The following is a 17097-nucleotide window of genomic DNA, read 5'->3' on the forward strand; positions in this document are numbered from 1 at the left end:
CTATTATACATCTCCCGCCTAAACAGATGTATAAAACGCTGTATAAATGATGATATAATGTATAAATGGTGAAAAACTCTTTTTTTCACATTGGTGACAGGCACTAAAGGGTGCACCAAAGGGGGTATGGTAAATGTGTGGACGGTTTACGTTGACTGCAAGTGTTGATCAGCTTATTGACCGGTTTGATATAGAGTTTTTTCTACAGGAGGAGGAGTATAATCCTAGTTATAATGTGGCCCCTTCTCAGTCGGTGTTAGCGGTGATTAATGATGGTGCTCATAAAAGAATGGGGTTTTTACGCTGGGGGTTAATTCCGCCGTGGGCGAAGGATATGTCGGTTGGATATAAAATGATTAATGCGCGTGCCGAGACCTTAATAGACAAACCTAGCTTTCGAAATGCTTTTATGAAAAAACGCTGTTTGATTGTAGCTGATAGTTTTTATGAATGGAAGAGGATTGATAGTAAAACCAAAATTCCAATGAGGATAAAACTTAAATCGAATGAATTATTTTCGATGGCTGGTCTTTGGGAAAACTGGAAATCGCCTGATGGAAAATCGATCTATTCATGCTCCGTTATAACCACAAGTCCTAATGAGCTAGTGCAAGATATTCATGACAGGATGCCTGTGATATTAAAACCAGAAGATGAAAAGTACTGGCTTGATCCTTCTATTACTGACACTACTAAGCTCAACCCATTACTTAAACCCCTGGATCACGATTTAATGGAAGCTTATGAAGTGAGTCCACTGGTTAATTCACCAAAAAACAATTCCATAAAACTGATACAAAAAATCTGTTAACCTGCACAAAAATGCCTGACCCACAAAATGGGTCAGGCATTTATTATACAAGTGAAAGAGTTGTATTTATTTTCATGACAAAGGTCATGATGGCAGTGGTATCTAAATTCGATGTGTCCACGGTAACACCACTAACCTTTTTAACAATTTGCCTTTCAATAAAGTTCATTTTACTAACAAGGAATTCTCCTCCGAAAATCCCATTAGCGATTGATACATTTCTTAATTCCTCCAGGAATGCCTTGTCGAATTGTTCAAGTGCTGTTTCTCCATCGTGCCAGCAGCAAAGGAAAAGACCCAGTTTTTTTGTTAACAGTTCTTCATACTGCTTACCGATAAAATTCTTTATTTTCCCTTGTATACTTCCGGCATGGATGGAGCCTCCGATGATTACGAAGTCATAATCGTGTACATCAAAAGTAATTTTATCCCGTTTCAAATCAACTGCCAGGACTTCTCCTTCCAACCACTCACTCACCATTTGGACAGCTTTTTCTGTTGTGCCATGAGATGAGCAATAAACAATCAATGTCTTCATAAATCATCCTACCCTCCATGGAAAATTATTACACCATTTACGAACGAAAGTTATACTGTCTGCTTTTTGTTGTCTTACTATTATTATAAAGCAGCAATAATCAATATCCCGAAAAAATATTGGCAATATTTCTACAATTCATCTTCCGTCACAAGCAACTTCAATGCCACACCAAACCCCAAGAACTGGAATAAAATGGTCAGAACAAATAAATGATCATGAGGTGATAAAATGAATTCCATTACCCTGCCAATGATCTTATCTGGACCAATCGTTCGCAGAGCAGAACCTACTCAAATATCAATTTGGATTGCGACAAGTAAAAGTTACCGAATTCATGCTAAGATTTATCGTATCACTTCAGGTAAGGATCCTAATTCTTTTGATTATCATGTTATCCAATCAAAATGTGAGACGAATATGATACGGATGGGTAAACAACTTTTTATTCATTTGATTAAACTCTCCCCTTATCGTGATACCTTCCCAACCGAAACCTTACTAGGATACAATATTCATTTTAAACGAGGCTCTGAACTTCAAGACTTAAAATCCCTGGGACTGCTATCAAAGGATGATCCAGGTTCCATCACTTACGGTAACCTTGACTATCCTACCCTTTTCCTCAACAGCTCTTCCGAACACTGCAATGTCCTTTATGGCTCATGTCGGAAACCTCATGGAGATGATGAAGATACACTCTCCACTGCAGACCTATTGCTAGAAAAGGAATATAATAATTTGCCAGTTCGTCCAAGCACATTATTTCTGATGGGAGACCAAATCTATGCAGATGATGTTGCAGACCCATTATTTCCTGTGATTTCTAAACTAAGCGATGAATTAATTGGTGCGAGAGAGTCCCTCGAATTAATCGATGCGAGGCTAAAGCAAGAGCCCTTCCAAACAGCATTGAACCAAGTCAACGGCAGGCAATATATTATGGAAAACTTTTGCCATTTCACCTCTTCCCATGCAAGCAACCACTTAATGAAATTCGGAGAGTTTGCAGCAATGTATCTGCTGTCATGGAGCCCGCAGCTATGGGAAACTGCACAAGAATATGCACTCTTCGAACAATACGATGACTGTGTCAAAAAGAATCAAATGTATTTTGTGTTTCCAAAAGAGGATAGATATGCAAAGGAGAACAAAAACGAAGAACTGCGGCTAACGAATCGTTTTACTGAGCAGCAGGAAACACTGATTTCTTTTCAGCATTCTCTTTATCGTATACGACGACTTCTTGCAAACATACCCACCTACATGATGTTTGATGACCATGATATTACCGATGATTGGAATATATCCTATAAGTGGATGCAAAATGTTAGAAACTCCGCTTTAGGAAGTCATGTAATTGCCAATGGATTATCTGCTTATTGGGCTTTTCAAGGATGGGGTAATGCGTCACAATCTTATGATGATAAATTCCTTTGGTTGATGAAAACTTATTTTAAAATGCTGAGTATTGGAAAAATCATAACGTATCAAGAAGAGTGGAAAGACACTCTATGGAACTTTGACACTTGGCATTTTGTTGCTCCGACACATCCAAAAACACTCTTCCTGGACACACGGACACAAAGGGAATATAACATGGAACCAAGACCAGAGAAATTTGGGCAACTTATTGAGGAATCCATCTGGGCTCCACAGCTGATTAGTCAAAAAGGCTGGGTGCATGTCACCAGCAGTCTGCTTGAGAACGAATGGAAAAGCGGCAGCCCTTTAATCATTGTTTCGGCAACACCCCTATATGGACTTGGCCTAATTGAAACCTTTTTACATGACTATGTATATCCATTAAAAGTATTAGGGGTAAATGTGCAGACTAGGTTTGATTTTGAAGCGTGGAAGTATAATGGAAAAGGATTTACTGAATTTCTCAATCAGGTGGCAGCATGGAAACCGAGTAGGTGTATTATTTTATCGGGAGATGTTCATTATGCCTCTGCTGTTAAAGCTGCTGTTTCCTTTAAAAATGGGCAAAAACTTACGATCAACCAATTTACAAGTTCTCCATTGAAAAATATGAGCTTCGGTGGTTTGTGGGGCATCTTGATGAAACAAATAATGGCCCTTAATGCGATTAAAAGAAAAAATAACGAAATTCAACGTATTTGTACCCCTTCCTATCACATTAAAGAAGTTGGAAAAGGAAATATGTCAAACTCCTATTTATGGAAAGACTTTGTAAACTATCAAACATTAGAAAATCATTCGATCATGGAAACGAATAACAACCTCGGATTACTCATGATCAGAAGAAGAACATTAAAAAACTTCCTGCTGAATCAGCACCACAAATTAATACAACCATGAGAATAGTGCTCCACTATTGTGGTGGCACTATTTTTCAATGATTTCACCTTTTTCCGTAATAAAAAAGACCTTCGCCTGTTCATTCATCTCGTTTTCATAATATCTTACTTCCATTAGTACAGGAAAATCTGCCTCCTGTAAAGATTGACTAAGCTTCTTCATTTTCAGTATTTCACTTTTTTGATTCACTTGTGCCCAATTTGCTTTTATATCGATAGGAATTGAGGTGGAGAGGATTGATACCCTTGATTCTTGATAGGTAGGAATATTCGGACCAAAGAATTCCCCTTTGTCCTTAATTTGCAGTGCTTTAAACATTCCTTCATTCAAATCTGGAAAAAGTTCTTTTATTTGTGCTTTAAGGTTGGCTGCTAACTCACTATCCCACATAACTTTCGGATAATTATCGGAATAGCCAAGAGGGGCATCTATATCTTGCTCAATGATAAATAAGAGGTTCGGGTGCTCTTTAGGATAGGCATATCCCTGGTACGTTTCACTTAAAAAATTATAGCTAATTTTAGTTAGGACAAAATCAGTCTGATATTTTTCAGAAATGTAGCTTTGCATATTTGTTTCATGCTTTTGTTTTCCCCACGGTGTCCCGTAAAACACTGTATAAGCGTAAACACTAAAAGAAAGTATAAGTCCAGCAAATACCATTAGGATTATTTTTGTCGCCTTTATATTCCTCACCCCCAGATAGTTTTCAGAATATTATAACTATAATATTCTTCATACTATTTTCTTATTCCTTCTAGCAAAGAACAATAATAGGATAAAAAAGGCTGTTTTCGTAAGATTGAGGTTAAAATCTTAAAGCCGATTTTAACGTGGAATAACCGGTTATGATCTTTAGAACTAAGTTTGCAGGCTCTTTTCTCATTAATTTTGGCTATTCTCAGTGAAAATAATGTTCAATCAATCGTAGTTACTTTTTAATAGCAACAACTTTTGAGAAAAGAGCCCAAAAAAAAGACGTACAAAAGTACGGCTTGATAGGTGCTATTATTTCTTCATTAATTTTTGAATGGTTACGAGGACCTCGTCTAAAACTTCATGGTCTCCTTCTTGAATTCTCTCAATCACACACGTTTTCAGATGACCTTCTAACAAGAGTTTTGCAACACTATTCAATGCAGATTGCGTTGCGGAAATTTGCGTAATCACATCATCACAATAGGTGTCCTTTTCGATCATTCCTTTAATTCCGCGAATTTGTCCTTCAATTCGATTGAGCCTTGTAACAAGATTACTCTTCACCTTATCAGAATGATGGCTTTTACGGTGGCTGCCTGATGTCTCGCAGCATGATTCATCATTCATTTCTTCCTCATATTCATGGTCAAAAGACATTCCATCACCTCATTTTCTGATATTATATCATACCCCCGTACCCTAAAGCGATATGCAAAAGAAGCCTATTTAAAAGAAATAGGCTTTCTGTTACTTAATTCCCAGTTGTTCTTCCATAAAAGTTTCCAAAAGTTTAAGTTTGTTATTCCCGCTGCCAATCGGAAGCATAAATGTATCTTCGTCCTCTTCTGCTCTCTTCATTTTTGCTATTTCTTTATGAATACCTTCCATTTTCCGATCCAAATGTGCAGCCATATCAGCACTTTCTTTTAATTCATCCAGCATCGTCTGGGGAATTTCTTTGTTGTACTTATAATAAATTTTATGTTCTAGGCTTGCCCAAAAATCCATCGCAATGGTACGGATTTGAATCTCAACCATGATTTGCTCCTCACGGTCGGACATAAAGATCGGAATCTCCACAATCATATGCAGACTTTGATAACCATTGGGTTTTGGATTTTTTATATAATCCTTATATTCTATAATTCGAATATCTTTCTGATTCGCAATCATCCTGCTTATTTCATAAATATCGGAAATAAATGAGCAGGTAATCCTCATTCCGGCAATATCTTTAATAGTAGTTTTTATACTTTCTAACGTAAAATCACACTCTTTTCTAAGTACTTTTCTAAAAATACTTTCAGGTGATTTTAATCGTGAATTTACGTGTTCTATTGGGTTATAATCATGAATATAATTAAATTCATCTTTAAGTATATTAATTTTTGTCGTCATCTCATCGAGAGCAAATTTATAGGCCATCATAAAACGAGTCAGTTCAATTTTAATTGCTTTTAAATTATTCAAATCAAGGGTCTTTTCCATTCCCAGCGTTTACATCCTTTCAAAAATCATTACTCTTCTTCTGCTTCAGTTTCATCTGATTGTAATTTTTTAATTACTTCCGGTGGGAAAATTAATCGGCAAATCACTTTTGCTACTTCGCGATAATCTGTCACGTTCCCATATTGTTTCATTTTTTCGGGTGCATGCTCGGCCAAAGTCATCAGCGACCATGTTACTGTGTTTAAATCTAAATCTTTCCAGGTTAGATCTCTATCATAGGCCATTTTTAACCCTGTAAGAATTCTAGTGAAAATCTTCCGTTTTGCCGCTGCTAATACCTCAGCAAATTCTGTATCCTTTGCCAGTAATTCAGGGAGCACTCTTTGCATTCCCATCTCCTTAATACGTTTATCATGTGCTTCTAATAGGGCAGCCAGCGTGCTTTCTGGATCAGAGACACCCCATTTTGGTTCAGGCGGCATTAACATCTCGATTTGATCCTCTAACAGAGACATTAATAATTGTCTTTTATCCGAAAAGTACCGATAAAAAGTACCGGTTGCTACCCCTGCATGTGCTGCGATTTCCTTTGCTGTTGTATGTTCATATCCGTTTAAGATAAATAATTCATGACCACTTTTTAGCAGCAAATCTCTTTTTAACTGGGCACGTTCCTGCTTAGGAATTAATGGAAACTCACCCGTTAGCTGGTCTTCTCGGTCTGACATTTTTCTCACCTCACCTCTAGTATAACACAAAACACAAATATTGAACCCTAGTTCATGTTTCCATTGACAGAAACTCTTAATCATGTAATACTTGAACTATAGTTCATGTTATTTTAATCCATGTTCACACCCCTTGGCATTGGTTGTAAATAACATGAACAAATTATTTATTTTTTGTTTTTCTAAGACTTTTTACTCGCTTTTTTTATTTTTATTCATATATAATATTTTATAATTAACTTTGGAAGGTGTTGATTAATATGGCAAATCAATCTGATAAAAAAGATATCTCAATCAACTCAAGTGTTTCACTAAAGGGAATTGTAAAAGCCATTTTCAACGATACCGTACACGTGCAAATTGGCGGCAAGATTATAACATTGCCAAAAGCTGATTTCATGTTAGATAAATCTATGAATTAAAAAAGAAAATTTAGAAAGCCCATTGCTGAACCAGCAATGGGCTTTCTTTTGTTTTGTTTGGATAAATACATGACAAGCTCATAATGGAAGGATATGGCTTCAATTTTAAGAACCTAAGAGTTATATACACCAGTTTCCGTGTCACGATAGTTGACGCCGAGATATGGCCATTTTTCGACTTTGTAAGGAAAAATCTGCAGTGTTATCATTAAAACTGCATTAACAATAAAGCCGTAATGAACGGCAAAAACCGGAGGGATTCGTTATCCATTATTTGAAAATGAAGTACACAAATGAAATGGAAAAAGGTCTGCTGCGTGCACATGGAGTATGTTATGAAGTGTATAAACGTAAATTAAATGTGAGAATGGAAGTTGAAAAACGGCGTGAGATGGACCATCTATTATGTAAACAGCTGAGCGCAAATTTTGATGGTAGACTACACTGTTGATATATAAGAGGAGCCTCCATTATGGAAGCTCCTTTGCTTTTACCGTAACAAGCTAATGGTTTTATAATTTGGTCTTGTTATCATTCGCATAAGATAAGCAGATTCATCAGCGTTTTCTTTTCTCTTCCCGTTTAAAAAGTTAATAATGGTTTTAGAATCTCTTATTCCAATTCCATGCCCATAGAATTTATCATGACCAAAAAAGATTACATTCTCGGCCCGCCACCACGGCTGCTTCGGGTCAAAATCAGGATTTTTAAAATGTAATACGTCCCCAATGAGAAAATCCTCCCCATCTTTTTGATAAACAGGGAGATCCTCATCAAATTGCCAATCCATTAAGTATAGACGCCTAAAATACGTATTAAAAGCCCTCGGTCCAATCGTATACAGGACAGCAATGTACAAAGCAATGGCAATCGCGGTAGCACATTCAAAGGCATAGAGCTCCCCATTTTTCACTATATCTTCAATACCCTCTGAAGGATTTACTCCCTCTCGTAAAAGAAACCCTCCGTTAGGCAATCGATACCAGTATTTTCTGTTAGGAAAGGAATAAGCGAAAGTTGTAAACTTTGCACCGCTTTTTTCTAATGCGGTTGCTGCTTTAACAGTATTTACTCTGAATAATAATTCAAACTTTAGTTGCTGTATGGATTCATAGTAATAAATCACAGGGTAACTCGCCATTTGTTTTACAATCACCTTTTGCTCATTGCTTGTAATGTCTTTACTAAGTTCCTCAGGCTTGACAATCCGGCCATTTAAACTAATCATTGGATACCTCCTTTTTACACCATATGACTCTATTCCTAGTTACATGCAGATGGGTAAAAAGAAAAAGCCAGAATCCATACATATGGAACTGACTTAGCAACCCAAGGTTATTTATTTCTCAAAAAATGTATGATTAGTCCACCCACAAACGAGCCAATTGCGGTCAATCCAAAAATAATAAAGTAAAGACGCTCCGCCAAATCAGCCATTCCCTCTCCTGGAAAAAACTCTGCCTTTCCATAGATAGCAATGGCAGCAATAAATAACACAAATGATGGTACCCAAACAATCCAACTTGGTCTAACCTTTACTAATAAAAACGGAATGACCACCCCGATAAGAAATAACACAAAGAATAGCATATCTTCAACCCTTCCAGTACCTTTTATTCATTAGACGAATAAATGGAGGCTTTCGTTCCGAATTAGAGTCTGAGATAAAACCCATTTTTTCTCCGAATATAAAAAAGGAAAGAAACCACAATTGAGTTTCTTTCCTCTAAATGGTTATCTAGTTGAAATTAATACAGGCACATTATTCAGTTTACCACCTGAACTAGATACAATTGTTAAGGTTTCACCTGTCGTAAATGAAAGTGCCCTTTTCGAGAAGACCCATTTACCATCAGGTCCCACTACTGCTGTACCAAGTGGAGTAGTTTGATTACTTTTTGAAATCGTAATTGTTACTCCCGGGCCAAAAACATCACTAGTTCCAGGTACAGTTAATGTACCTGTACTTGATACAAAAGTGCCACGTGGTGCAGTAAGAGTGTCAGGAGCTGGTGTAATGGTAACAATTGATTCATTTGTAGAAGGTTGACCATTTAAACCAGTGACCGTTAATTTAAAGCTTACCGGAACAAACTGCTTAGGGAATGTGAAGGTTGGATTAGCAACCCCTAAATCGCTAAGTGTAACGGCAGGACCACTTACCTGCTCCCATTTATATGTCGATGCATTCGTTGAGGCACTTCCATCCAGGGTTACTACAGTGCCCTGTTTAACCGTTTGAGCAGCACCTGCATTTGCCAAAGCTGGTACTGTTGTAACGTCAACTGGCAGAGACTCACTGCCGCCTGCAGAAGAAGTTACCGTAATAGTTGGCGGAATTTTTTCCGGTTCATTAATTACAAGTGTTCCAGAGGCAGGAATATCCCCAAATCCTTGCGCAGTAAGCGTTGGTGGATTCAATTTATCACTTGAAGCTGCAGTAATAATGAGAGAATCGGAATTTGTATCATACTTGGCCGTCCCTGTAATGTGATCTACTGGTTTTAGCTTTTTCGTACTATTAGGAGTATCTGTTTTATTCGTAACAATGACTTGGCTCGGTAAATCGCCAGTAAATGGTACACGTCCAAAATATTGTCCAGCTATTCCTCTCATCGTTGTTGCACTCATTCCGTCTCCAGTAACATCAATTGTATATTGTTGATCTTCTTCTGTTGAAGCAAATACATCGATGGTACCACTGCCCGCCGTATCCTGGCTGTATGTAGCTCTCATGACATCAACACCAGCAGTTGTTGCCTCTTTCCCCATTAAACTGAATAAATCTGTTTGGATACAATTCTGGATTGTAGTTGTACCTGAAACACAAGTACTAGTAATGCCGGGTCCTTGAATCCTAAAATAGTTTTGTTCCTCAGTTCCGTTATGATAACCATTTTTTATTTTATGGTCAACGTTCGGATCTCCTACATAGCCAATCGGTCTATCTGCTGTTGTATCCCATTCTAAAAAAGTACCGATTCGACTTTTCGTAGCTCCTTCAAAGCCGCCACTTACTCCAATATCTTCAACAAATCTTATTTCACCAGGGTCATTTACTCCAGTTTCATCCTTATCCGCAGGAGTAGCAGTAATTTTATCGACACCATACGGATGAGTGATAGTGTATTCTTTACCGATTTGTAAATCGTCTATTCGAAAACGAACCCTTCCAAAAACAATTTGATCACCATCTTGGACAATCTCATTTGCCCATGCGCCTTCAAGAGCGAAAGTTGCAACAGCATCCCCACCCGATGGCAAAGTAATTTCAGCACCAGCCAACTGATAAAATGCTTCTTCATGGAAATTACCAGTCTCTACTGAAAGGGGACCTTCTGCAAATTCCCCTGCTACAAAACCGCATAGTGGGTCTAAACCATCTATACAAAGCTCGAGCCTTTTACCTTTTGAATCCTTATACCATACAGGATAACCATAATCCCCGATTGGCCCCACTTTTGTGAGTTTAGGAATTTGATCCATTGGCACCAAATATTCCGCTTTAGCCCCGCTATTTCCCAAAATCCCACTACTAATGACTAAAACCACAGTTATAACCAAAAGTAAAACACTTTTTAAGGTTGATGCTTTCTTTCTCTTTCTTCTCATTCCTCTTGGTAACATCCACAACCCACCTTTTAAATTTTTCGTTTTTTAAAAACTAGTAATCTTCATGACTTAATTCCCACTACCCCTTTCTTTTTTTCTTTCAATTTTATTCCATACAATAAATAGATAGACCTATTTATCAACAGATTCATAGTGTTATTTCACTATCATAAATAGTCCAAAAGGTGGAGTGGCAGTGAAAGTTTCCCCTCCATCCTCGAAATAACATTTACAACTAAGGTGCAGAGGCTGATCTTTTTATGGAGGTATCTACTAATATTGGTTTTGCATATAATGATTCGTTACCAAATTTATCTACTGAGGTAACAGTGTAATAATAATTAGGTGCGGTTGGACTTACTGGCACTGTATAGGATAAAGAACGGATTATACTGCCATTTACCCTTTGGTATCCCCTTGCTGTTGATGTTGTTCGATAAAAGTTAAAACCAACAATATTAGGGTTAACATTGGCTCTCCATTGGAAATTAATTACCTTCTTATCTAATGATAGTACACCACTCACATTAAATGGCTCCTCGGGACGGCGGTCTGGTAAAGTCTGAAGTTGATATTTTGGTTGATTATGAATACGAAGCATCCCCCATAAACCACCCTCCAAGTATCTCCTTAATTTCATTTCCCGATATACATAATCCCCTACTTGATTAAATATGCCATCGTTTTGAACAGGGATAATATCCAAGGTTTCCCCTGGAGTAAGCGAGCCTTGACTGGAAACAAGCTTAGAATTAGGATCTGTCCATTGGTAGCGCCAGCGATGACTATGAAGGGTAAATACACTTCCTCTTGATCGGTCAGCCGTCTGCATCACCCTTAGTCGGATGGGGTCACCTACATAGGCTTCCGGTATTGGGGTTGACGGATCACCATGGATAATCGAACTAAAAATAAGAGATTTATCGGGATTCGCAGCTAATCGATGTTTGAAAGGTTCAGAACTGTAATTAATGCCTTTTTCGCCACGATCCTCCATATCAAGATCCGCGACACCCGGTGTTGGGGTACTCCCATCCTTTCCAATGGTATAGAGACCATCCGAGAACATTAGCACCTGCTCTCTAAAATCAGGCATATTCGGGACGATAATGTCTGCTCGTGCTCCTGACATGATTTCTTCACCGGTTTTCGGGTCACGATATGTTGAGCCCTTTGGTTCAATGATAAGCGAACCATACGCACCATGAAGTCGATGACTGCGGATATCCCCATAATCATAAAGAATGGTCCCGCCATGTTCTTTATCGGCATACCATTGATAGGTGATTTTTTCGCCTGGACCAATCGTTTGGTCATAGTTATAGCCAATTGTTGCACCATCAGATCCCTGCATATCATATTGCACCATTTGCGGGTGCAAGGATACACGGTTAGAATTCTTCCAATTTACTTGATTAGCCATTAACAATGCAGGATCTGCCCCATTTTCAGGTGGGTCCAGCGGGAGTTGATTCGATAGTGTAACCTTAATACATTCCCCCTCATTCGCCCTAATGACTAGTGGTTCGGCCGCTTTCTTGCCATTTTTAATTTCTAAATAATCCTTCGTAAGCGAGAACATCATTCCAAAAGGATCATGATCACCATATTTGTTATAGACAATATCCTTCATAAAGGCTGTAATATCGAATTTTCTAACCAAAGCACCTGGTGGGCAAGGATTCCCAGGTGTTAGTGCCTTGGGAGGTTGTTTTCCGTTTTTCTTCATCTGATTTACTTTCCATGGAACCACAGATGAATTTAACTGCGGGCGATCTGGAAGTTTTTGCAGAATTGGTGTTTTTTCTCCCCAGACTCTAACAAAGCCCCATAATCCGCTCCACAAATCTTCAATTGGCTGGGAAGACCATAGATAATCGCGTTGTTTAACCCCCACAGGGTTTGGTTGTATATCCATAGTGAATTGTTCAGACATTCCAATGGTTTGAGTGGACGTTAGTTCTGAATCCTCCACTCCAGCTTCACGCTTCCAGCTTAATCCATGCACATTAAAGTTATGCTGGGTTTCATGTGCCCCTTGAATTAAACGGATTTTAATCGGATCGCCTGGATAACTTTGTATGATCGGCGTCTGTGGATCTCCGTGTACCCATGAACTAAAGACATAAGCAGGATCTGCATTATTTCTTCGGAAAAATGGTGCATTAGAATAGTTGACGGCCGCATACCCATGTGCATGCATGAAATTTGATGGATCTGCCTCTAAAGGAAGCAGGTTGCCGTTTTTATCCCAAAGTCTTGCAAAATCATGGTAAATGAGGACTTGTTCACGGAAATCTTCCTTTTCCGGGTGAACAATCATCGCTTCGGTTCCAGATCTGATTTCCTTACCTGTCTTAGGGTCCAGCCATCTTGAGCCTTTTGGTTCAACAATTAAAGTGCCAAAGGTTCCGTGGAATCCCTTTTCACCGGCTGAGGTATGGTCATGAAAAAAGATGGACCCCTCTTCATCTGCATACCAGCGATAACGGATTTTTTCTCCCGGTTCAGTACCTTGATTGTAATTCCAGCCGACTGCAGTCCCATCGGAACCCAGTGGATCGTATGCGACAAAATGAATGTGTATGGACAATGCATTTGGTTCCTTAGCATTGAACAGATGGTTTTCTAGTGTAACCTCTACACAATCTCCCTGATTAGCACGAATCGCAAGTGGACGAGGTCTTAATTCACCGCTCAAAACCCTTTGTTCGTCCTCTCGCAGAACATACATTCGTCCTTCCTTATCGCGATCGCCTTCAGTATTGTAAACAATCTCCGTTTGGATTCCGACAATGTCATATTTACGAATTGGCGCATCCTTTGGACAGCGGTCAAAATTTGGTGCTCCAGGTACAAGGGCACCTAAAGCTGCTTTTTCTGAATCCGTTGCTGGACGCAATTCTGGATCCGGCGGCTTTGGAGCACGTTTACCAATTTCCCCAGGTATATAATTTGGAAAACCCGGATTTTGTTCGGTTGGACTAGAGGGTGCTTCCCTATCTTGTAATGGTAGCAAGTCTGCCTGTGCTTTATCGTAAACCCTCATCAAACCCCACATGCCTTCTAAATAATGTGGGAACAAGTGACAATGCCATAAATAATCTCCTGGTGCTCCGGTATTATCCTTGTCATAGCCAGCTCCAAATGCTAATTCAGCCGTTTGGGTATCTCCTATGTTCAACGTATCTGAGTCGACTGTGTTTGTTTTCTTGGTATCACTTTTCCACCGATGTCCATGAAGATGAAAAACATGATTTTCATCACTGTTTGCTCCGATTACTCGGTAGCGAACAGGGTCACCAACATAGGCTTTAGTAATCGGTGTTGCAGGGTCACCAAAAACCCATGATGAATAAAACATGGTTGGATCTTTACCATCTTCACCAATAGCATTTCTCAAGCGTTCATCCATTGGTTCTGCCCGATAGTTTACTGCATATAGTTCTTTTTCATTTGGATCCTCCACATGGGGCTCCTCTGCTCCTTCTTCCTCATGCTCCTCCTCTGCTGGGGTACCAGTAGGCGGCGGTGTGCCAAATTGTGCGCTAATTCCATCATGGAAAAACAGCGTAAACTCTCTGAAATCCGGTTGATCCGGTAAATGGATATTAGCATATAATCCGCTCGTTAACGCTTCACCTGTTACGGGGTCCGTCCACGTCGCCCCTTTTGGTTCAACGATTAATGCACCGAATAGACCATCACCCATCGTTCCCCTTCCACCAGTGGGGTCAGTAAAGTAAGTTAGGTCTGCTCCATTGTAAAAAAAGAAGGTCCCTTCATCCATAGCATTCCATGTGTACTTCATTTCCGTGTTCGTGGCAGCAGTAGAATCAGGATTATAACCAGCTTGCGTACCATCTGATCCCCTAACGTCATATCCCACACCTTCAATATGGATGGAGGCCTTTTCACTTAACTGATTACTAAACGTAACTTGAACACAATCACCTTTATTAGCACGTAGTGCCAACGGCTGAATTTCCTTTACCGGTTTCCCCGGATTTTCAGCAATCGCTGCTCGTATCTTTTCTACATCTTCTTTTAAGGCATATATTTTTGCTTTGGGATCATGGTCACCAAATTTGTTGTATACCATATCTACCTGGATAGCGGTAATATTAAAATTTCGAACGGGTGCGCCTTTGATGCATTTTTCGTTAGGCATGTCTATACTAGCCAAGGACACAGGTGCAGTCTGTGCCTCTGCAGCTTTCGTTTGTATAATTGCTTCTTTCGATTCACTGGTAGTTGAAGATGGATTATTGTTTTGCGATTTAAGGGTTTGGACTCTATTAGCTGATTTGACTATTTGTTGACTGCTTGAAGATTGTTTTTCGTTATTTTTCACTGCTGTCACAGGTCTTACTTTATCCATTGCAAGGGCGTGTTTTAATTCTGAGGAATGGACGATAAAAACGACTGAGAGAGATACAATAGAAAATAAGATTAGAAAACTAACCAATAGTAAAAAAGAACGCTTTTGCCTCAACCTTTGTACCCCTTTCATTTCTTCCCAGTAGTATGTAAGTATTAGCTCCCTGCTGCTATAAAATGTTATGACCGGGTCAAATTTATTATTACTTCTTTCAAGCGCACTCTCTTTTTACACTATGAACAAGGAAAAAACAGAGAAATGCCCTTCCATTACTCACATGATGGGATATAGGACGCAAGAAAACATTAAACCTAAGTACAAAGTAAGAATGAAACAACCTCCAAATAGGGTTGCAAAAACCGGACTCATCCTTTTGTAACTAATAATAATGAGTAATAAAAATAGTAAAGCTACAGAAATCAACAAGACGGATAAAAGCGTGGGGGCAAAATTAATTTCTATTGGTATAAGGATATTTTTTGCTAAAAGCCAATCAATCCATGTTGGTGCTTCGATTGTTTGCGCAGCAGCGTAATCCATTTCATAAGGTGGTGATAATGTGCCTAATACAGCAGTAAAGTAGAAAACAAGTAACAGGATTACACATTCAGATTTTAGCCATGTACGAGGATCATAATGAGAAAATGCAGAAGCTTTCTTATAAAGAATACCGTTAATGATAGCAAAGATTATAACAGGAATAATACTTATATGTTTGAGCAATAGCATCCGGCCGTATGGTGTTGCCCAGCCATTTAAATATTCTGTCGGAGCTTCAATGGTGAACATAATAACAAAACCTGTCGCAAAAATATTAATCATACAAACTATTGCCAGAGGTGTAAACCACTGTAAAAACTCGGACCAATGTTCCCTGCTTCTAGAAAACCAAGAAACATTAAACAAGACGCCTACCCAAATGGCTACCATAAGAAAGTGTGTGGTATGAGAGAATATGCCCACCACAAACGATTGAGATGAAACATGACTGCTATAGCCAATTGCGATTATTATCAAAACAATCCAGAATCCCTGTATATATTTAGAGCGTTCCAGATAAATGGTCAACCACAAGAAAATGGCAAATACCGTAATAAACAGCCATCCCTGCCCGATTTGGGTAGTCGTTATGACCGAGTTGGCTGCACGTACAAACCCAACTGTATCATCAAAAAACAATATTAAAGACAAAACTGGTACAAACGTAACGATAATAACTCCAAGGGCACAGATAAGTAATAATGGTTTTGGAAATTGAATTGTAGGTTTTTTTGTCTGTGGTACAAATTGTAATACAATACATCCGACTAACAGACATAAAAATAGATAATTACCAAAATCTGCAATAGGAATCAATAGGTTCATAGTGTTTGTTTCTTCCTAAACAGCAATAATCCAACTCCCAAAACTATCACGAATCCGAGAATGATTACTATCGAGGTGCTAGTTGGGTTGTAATTTTCTTCCTTGCTATTATTCGGATTTTGGCTGCCAATTCCTTCATTCCCACTGCCATCCGCTGTAATCTGGACCTCTACAAGTTCTTCATCATTATTCCCTGATGAATCTTGACCTCGGTCTGGTGATGTTATACTTTGGTCCTCGCTTATTTCCTCTTTTTGAACAGTAAAGTTAATTTCACCTGTGATTGGATGACCATCTTCACCGGCAATATTCCATTGAATGATGTAGGCCCCATTTTCTAAAGGTTCCGGCAGGACTCCAAACATTTTTTCTTCTTCAATCTGTACTTGAAGAGAAGCCAACTCTGAACCATTCTTTACTATTTTCATTGAGCTTAACTTTTCTATGTTCCCATCGAATGTTAAAGTGATTTCTTTTAACTCATCGACAACTACTTGTCCCTCAATCGGGTTAGATACTGAAAGATGGGTATGTGCCGAAACCACAGAAGGTAACAAAACTAATAGACACAAAATTAGCAGGCTGAATTTTTTCAAGATGATCCTCCCTCCGTTTTACCTAATACTATTCAATAATAAATATTAATAGCACAATCGACCCACAAAAATAGTACTTTAGTTGCAAATCTATTACACTATATATTAAGTGAAAACTTCCAAAATCCCTTTATTATTTGTGCGACAAATACCAACTAATTTCTTGATTAA

15 protein-coding genes are annotated in these 17097 nt (G+C 38.7%); 4 read left to right on the top strand and 11 right to left on the bottom strand.

From position 1 onward, the window contains the following. Nucleotides 1-133 precede the first annotated feature (133 nt). Nucleotides 134-811, top strand: coding sequence for an SOS response-associated peptidase (locus ABC255_RS18410; protein WP_412995743.1), 678 nt, complete (start codon nucleotides 134-136; stop codon nucleotides 809-811). Between the two features lie 43 nt (nucleotides 812-854). Here the strand turns inward: ABC255_RS18410 and ABC255_RS18415 are convergent, their stop codons facing one another. After that, entirely contained in the window at nucleotides 855-1349 is a 495-nt protein-coding gene (locus tag ABC255_RS18415; protein WP_412995745.1) for a flavodoxin domain-containing protein, read from the bottom strand. A gap of 231 nt (nucleotides 1350-1580) precedes the next feature. Here ABC255_RS18415 and ABC255_RS18420 point away from each other — a divergent pair, with 231 nt between their 5' ends. After that, entirely contained in the window at nucleotides 1581-3674 is a 2094-nt protein-coding gene (locus tag ABC255_RS18420; protein ID WP_412995746.1) for a metallophosphoesterase family protein, read from the top strand. 27 nt (nucleotides 3675-3701) lie between these two features. Here ABC255_RS18420 and ABC255_RS18425 read toward each other — a convergent pair whose 3' ends face one another. From ABC255_RS18425 to ABC255_RS18440, 4 genes are all read right to left on the bottom strand, one after another. After that, the gene (locus ABC255_RS18425) at nucleotides 3702-4370 is read right to left on the bottom strand and encodes a YfjL-like protein (RefSeq protein WP_459564445.1); all 669 of its coding nucleotides are present in this window, start codon (nucleotides 4368-4370) and stop codon (nucleotides 3702-3704) included. A 312-nt stretch (nucleotides 4371-4682) separates the two neighbouring features. Beyond that, nucleotides 4683-5030 (bottom strand): metal-sensitive transcriptional regulator, encoded by a 348-nt coding sequence (locus ABC255_RS18430; protein ID WP_412995748.1) that lies wholly within the window; start codon nucleotides 5028-5030, stop codon nucleotides 4683-4685. Nucleotides 5031-5120: 90 nt separating this feature from the next. Further along, a complete protein-coding gene (locus ABC255_RS18435) occupies nucleotides 5121-5861 on the bottom strand; it encodes a GTP pyrophosphokinase (protein WP_412995750.1) in 741 nt (246 codons plus the stop codon). Nucleotides 5862-5890: 29 nt separating this feature from the next. Continuing rightward, the gene (locus ABC255_RS18440; RefSeq protein ID WP_412995751.1) at nucleotides 5891-6550 is read right to left on the bottom strand and encodes a TetR/AcrR family transcriptional regulator; all 660 of its coding nucleotides are present in this window, start codon (nucleotides 6548-6550) and stop codon (nucleotides 5891-5893) included. 260 nt (nucleotides 6551-6810) lie between these two features. Between ABC255_RS18440 and ABC255_RS18445 the strand changes: the two genes are divergently transcribed. Both ABC255_RS18445 and ABC255_RS18450 read left to right on the top strand, forming a co-directional pair. After that, on the top strand, nucleotides 6811-6972 hold the full coding sequence (locus ABC255_RS18445) for a hypothetical protein (RefSeq protein WP_165979054.1): 162 nt from the start codon (nucleotides 6811-6813) through the stop codon (nucleotides 6970-6972). A 280-nt stretch (nucleotides 6973-7252) separates the two neighbouring features. Beyond that, nucleotides 7253-7423, top strand: a complete 171-nt coding sequence (locus ABC255_RS18450) for a YuzK family famiily protein (protein WP_412995752.1) — start codon at nucleotides 7253-7255, stop codon at nucleotides 7421-7423. 39 nt (nucleotides 7424-7462) lie between these two features. Here the strand turns inward: ABC255_RS18450 and ABC255_RS18455 are convergent, their stop codons facing one another. The 6 genes from ABC255_RS18455 to ABC255_RS18480 form a co-directional block, all read right to left on the bottom strand. Continuing rightward, nucleotides 7463-8200, bottom strand: coding sequence for a protein-glutamine gamma-glutamyltransferase (locus tag ABC255_RS18455; protein WP_412995753.1), 738 nt, complete (start codon nucleotides 8198-8200; stop codon nucleotides 7463-7465). Between the two features lie 107 nt (nucleotides 8201-8307). Continuing rightward, entirely contained in the window at nucleotides 8308-8550 is a 243-nt protein-coding gene (locus ABC255_RS18460; protein WP_412995755.1) for a hypothetical protein, read from the bottom strand. 156 nt (nucleotides 8551-8706) lie between these two features. Then, complete coding sequence (locus tag ABC255_RS18465) at nucleotides 8707-10599, bottom strand: PKD domain-containing protein (RefSeq protein ID WP_412995757.1); 1893 nt, start codon at nucleotides 10597-10599, stop codon at nucleotides 8707-8709. A 220-nt stretch (nucleotides 10600-10819) separates the two neighbouring features. Then, nucleotides 10820-15079 (bottom strand): multicopper oxidase domain-containing protein, encoded by a 4260-nt coding sequence (locus ABC255_RS18470; RefSeq protein ID WP_412995758.1) that lies wholly within the window; start codon nucleotides 15077-15079, stop codon nucleotides 10820-10822. A 159-nt stretch (nucleotides 15080-15238) separates the two neighbouring features. Further along, entirely contained in the window at nucleotides 15239-16330 is a 1092-nt protein-coding gene (locus ABC255_RS18475; RefSeq protein WP_412995760.1) for a copper resistance D family protein, read from the bottom strand. Beyond that, entirely contained in the window at nucleotides 16327-16926 is a 600-nt protein-coding gene (locus ABC255_RS18480) for a copper resistance CopC family protein (RefSeq protein WP_412995762.1), read from the bottom strand. Before ABC255_RS18480 ends, ABC255_RS18475 begins: the two co-directional genes overlap by 4 nt. Between the last annotated feature and the right edge of the window lie 171 nt (nucleotides 16927-17097).

Origin of the sequence: Neobacillus canaveralius, from assembly GCF_047237705.1 — a bacterium.
GTDB lineage: Bacteria > Bacillota > Bacilli > Bacillales > Cytobacillaceae > Neobacillus > Neobacillus niacini_K.

What these genes read in the sequence shown, in the direction of transcription:
- ABC255_RS18435 (WP_412995750.1), bottom strand. Translation starts at nt 5,861, where the DNA reads ATGGAAAAGACCCTTGATTTGAATAATTTAAAAGCAATTAAAATTGAA.
- ABC255_RS18475 (WP_412995760.1), bottom strand. Translation starts at nt 16,330, where the DNA reads ATGAACCTATTGATTCCTATTGCAGATTTTGGTAATTATCTATTTTTA.
- ABC255_RS18440 (WP_412995751.1), bottom strand. Translation starts at nt 6,550, where the DNA reads ATGTCAGACCGAGAAGACCAGCTAACGGGTGAGTTTCCATTAATTCCT.
- ABC255_RS18450 (WP_412995752.1), top strand. Translation starts at nt 7,253, where the DNA reads ATGAAGTACACAAATGAAATGGAAAAAGGTCTGCTGCGTGCACATGGA.
- ABC255_RS18420 (WP_412995746.1), top strand. Translation starts at nt 1,581, where the DNA reads ATGAATTCCATTACCCTGCCAATGATCTTATCTGGACCAATCGTTCGC.
- ABC255_RS18415 (WP_412995745.1), bottom strand. Translation starts at nt 1,349, where the DNA reads ATGAAGACATTGATTGTTTATTGCTCATCTCATGGCACAACAGAAAAA.
- ABC255_RS18455 (WP_412995753.1), bottom strand. Translation starts at nt 8,200, where the DNA reads ATGATTAGTTTAAATGGCCGGATTGTCAAGCCTGAGGAACTTAGTAAA.
- ABC255_RS18430 (WP_412995748.1), bottom strand. Translation starts at nt 5,030, where the DNA reads ATGTCTTTTGACCATGAATATGAGGAAGAAATGAATGATGAATCATGC.
- ABC255_RS18410 (WP_412995743.1), top strand. Translation starts at nt 134, where the DNA reads ATGTGTGGACGGTTTACGTTGACTGCAAGTGTTGATCAGCTTATTGAC.
- ABC255_RS18465 (WP_412995757.1), bottom strand. Translation starts at nt 10,599, where the DNA reads ATGTTACCAAGAGGAATGAGAAGAAAGAGAAAGAAAGCATCAACCTTA.
- ABC255_RS18445 (WP_165979054.1), top strand. Translation starts at nt 6,811, where the DNA reads ATGGCAAATCAATCTGATAAAAAAGATATCTCAATCAACTCAAGTGTT.